3 protein-coding genes are annotated in these 3,544 nt (G+C 61.7%); all 3 read left to right on the top strand.

Going from position 1 to position 3,544, the window contains the following annotated elements; translation table 11 throughout:
- The first annotated feature begins 23 nt into the window (after nucleotides 1–23).
- Nucleotides 24–989: a glycosyltransferase family 4 protein gene (locus H5T60_12830; protein ID MBC7243313.1), complete on the top strand. Its 966-nt coding sequence runs from the start codon at nucleotides 24–26 to the stop codon at nucleotides 987–989.
- A gap of 8 nt (nucleotides 990–997) precedes the next feature.
- A complete protein-coding gene (locus tag H5T60_12825; protein ID MBC7243312.1) occupies nucleotides 998–2,260 on the top strand; it encodes a glycosyltransferase family 4 protein in 1,263 nt (420 codons plus the stop codon).
- Nucleotides 2,261–2,275: 15 nt separating this feature from the next.
- On the top strand, nucleotides 2,276–3,544 hold a 1,269-nt coding region (locus H5T60_12820), incomplete at its 3' end, for a glycosyltransferase (protein ID MBC7243311.1).

Raw genomic sequence — 3,544 nt, 5'->3', positions numbered from 1 at the left:
TCAAGGCGCACATTTACGAGTTCGTGCGGACATTCGACCTGAACCTATTGATTGTGGAAAATGCCCTATCCCTGCCGATGAACATTCCGCTCGGGCTGGCGCTGACGGAGTTCATCGCGGAGACGGAATTCACGACGATCGCCCATCATCACGATTTCACCTGGGAACGCTCCCGTTTCACGGTCTCGGCAGCCCAGGATTACCTGCGGGCGGCGTTCCCGCCCACCATGCATTCCGTCCGGCACGTGGTGATCAGCTCATTCGCCGGCGAACAGTTGGCCATTCGCGTGGGAGTGCGCTCGACTGTGATCCCCAATGTCATGGATTTCGAGCACGGGCCGCCACCGCCGGACGAATACGCCAACACCTTGCGGTCCGATTTAGGACTGGCCGATGGTTTCTTTTTGCTTCAACCCACGCGTGTGGTGCCGCGCAAACGCATCGAGCTGTCTATCGAGCTGGCGCGCCGGCTGGGGAACTGTACGCTGGTCATCACCCATTCCGCCGGCGATGAGGGGTTCACCTACCAGCGGTATCTGGAGGAATACGCCGGCCTGCTGAACGTGCGAGTGCTGTTCCTGCACGACCGCTTCAACCATTACCGCCGGGTGCTCCCAGACGGCCGCAAGGTCTATGCCCTGGCGGATGCGTATCAGCAAGCCGACCTAGTGACCTATCCTTCCCGAGAGGAAGGGTTTGGCAATGCCTTTCTGGAGGCGGTGTATTACCGCCGGCCGATCGTCGTCAGCGCCTATCAGATTTTCAAAACGGATATCCAGCCCAAGGGCTTTGATGTGATCGTGTTTGAAGAGGTGATTACGGACGAGATTGTGGAGCGCGTGCGGGAACTGCTGTCTAATCCGGACCGCATCGCCCAGATGGTGGAGCGCAATTATCAGGTGGCTCGCCGGCACTATTCATACTCCGTCCTGCGCCGCCGGCTGAGCCTTCTGCTGGAGAGCTGTCTGAGCGGGGAGGAGGGATGGTGACGTCCGAGGTGAGAGCAATACGAGTGATGATCCTGCATTATGCCGCGCCGCCCATCGTTGGGGGCGTGGAAAGCACCATTTACCACCATGCCCGACTGCTGACAGCGGCCGGCCTGCGGGTGGAGATCACTGCCGGCCGCGGCGAGCCTGTCCTGCCGGACGTGGGCCTGCATATCCTGCCCGAAGCGGATTCTCGCTATCCTGAAGTGCTGGCGGTCAAAGCTGAGCTGGACCGCGGCCAGGTGACCGAACGGTTTTACGCGCTGCGCGATGCCCTCGTTCAAAAGCTCGACGCGATGCTCCAGGGGGTAGATGTCCTGATCGGCCATAACGTGTTCACCCTGCACAAGAACCTGCCGCTGACCGCGGCGCTGTACGAGTGGATCGTGGGGAAAGGGCCGCGCAGTCTGGGGGTGCTGGCATGGCATCATGATTTGGCCTGGCGCGACCCGCAGTACGCCGGCGAGGTGCATGCCGGCTATCCCTGGGACTTACTGCGAGTGCCGTGGCCCGGGGTGCGCCATGTGACGGTGTCGGAGGCCCGGCGGGAGCATCTGGCGGCGATGTACGGCCTGCCGGCGGAGCAGATTGCCGTCGTGCCGCCGGGGGTGGACCCCGCCGAGCGTATGCTCTGGACATCCACCACGCGCCGCATCGTGGAAGCCTTCCGGCTGGACAATGCGGATGTGATCTTGTTACTGCCGGCGCGCATCACTCGGCGGAAGAATATCGAGCTGGCGGTACGGGCGGTTGCGGCCCTGCGCCGGCAGACAGGGTTGGACGCCCGGCTCCTGGTCAGCGGGCCGCCGGGGGCGCATAATCCGGCCAACATAGCGTACCTGGAACGCCTTCAGCGCTTGCGCGAAGAGGAAGATGTCCTAGATGCGGTGCATTTCGTCTATACGCTGGGACAGGAGGGGAATCCGCTGGTGCCGGATGACGCGACGATGGCGAACCTGTTCCTCCTGGCGGATGCTCTGCTCTTCCCCAGCCTGGAGGAGGGGTTTGGCATTCCAGTGCTGGAGGCCGGTCTGGTGCGTTTGCCCGTCTTCTGCAGTGATATTGCCCCTTTCCAGGCCACCGGTCAGGATGATGTCTTCTACTTCTCCCCGCAGGCACGGCCGGAAGATGTGGCCGGCCTCATTGCCCGCCATTTGCTGACGGATCGCGCCTTCCGTCTGCGCCGGCGGGTGCGGCGAGAATATGCCTGGGAGCGCATTATCCATGATATTCTCATCCCACTGATCCAGGCGGCGGTTGTCAAGAGGTAAGGAGGCGGAGCCATTATGGGAGAGTATCGGATTGTTATCCCAGTATATCGGGGGCAGCACGCGGAAAATTGGGTGCGCCTTGCACAGCACCTTCTGCCGGCGGAGGACGGCCATATTGATTTAATCGGCATTGTGGAAGTGCCGATGGGACATTCGCTGAGCGAAGGGGCGCTCCAGGCGCAGGAATGTAGGGAAGAATTGGTCCGCATCGCGGAACAGTGCGCCGAACTGCCGGTGCGCATCTCCCCGCATGTGTGGGTTTCGCATGCGCCGTGGCTGGAACTGCTCAGCGAACTGCAGGACGAGCCGGCAGACCTGCTGTTGATCCCCTGGGTGGGGATCGCAGAGAATGTCCTGGGTGTGCGCGTGCTGGAACTGCTGGCACATGCCCCGTGTGATGTGATCCTGGTGCAGGGCACCATTCATCGCTATGACCGGGTGCTGATGCCTGTGCGGGGAACCGCACACCTTCCTCTGCGCATGCGGCTGGCTTATGCACTGCACCGCCTGACCGGGGAACCGATCACGATACTCCACGTGCAGGACCCCGGAGGGGATCGTCCGCCGGCAGACCCGCTGACGATAATCGAGGAAATGCGTCAACAGTTGCCCTTCCCAGTGGAGCTGATTTCGGAACAGGGAGAGCCGGTGCAAATCATCCTGGAGCATGCCTCGGCACATCATGCCCTCGTGCTCGGCGCAACCTTATCGGAGCGTCTGGGGGGGCCGGCCCTGAGCACAGTACATGAGGATGTGCTTTCTCAGGCCCTTATCCCCGTTTTCCTGGTGCGATCCTTCGGTGAGCAGGCAGAGCTGTTCGAGAGAATCGTCCTGCCGCATGTCGTCACCACCACCTCTGCTTTGTCGGCGAAGGTGGACCGCTGGTTCGCTACCAATACCTTTCACTGGAGCGAGTTTGAGGATGTGCGGATGCTCCTGCAGTGGAAGGAGCGCAGTGGGCAGACTATCAGCCTGGCCCTGCCGGCCCTGAACGAGGAGAAAACCGTCGGCCGGGTGATCGAGACACTGCGCTCCGCCCTGATGGAGGAGTATCCTCTGCTGGATGAGATTGTCCTCATTGACAGCAATTCCACGGACCGCACCAGGGAGATAGCCCAGGAGCTGGGCATCCCGGTCTACATCCATCAGGAGATCCTGCGGGATGAGGTCGGAAGCGCCGCCGGCAAAGGGGAGGCCCTCTGGAAGAGCCTCTACGTCACCAAAGGGGATATCATCGTCTGGATTGACACGGATATCGTGAACATCCATCGCCGCTTCGTGCTG

This window comes from Anaerolineae bacterium (assembly GCA_014360855.1).
Classification (GTDB): Bacteria; Chloroflexota; Anaerolineae; order JACIWP01; family JACIWP01; genus JACIWP01.
This window is presented reverse-complemented; position numbering and strand designations above follow the sequence as displayed.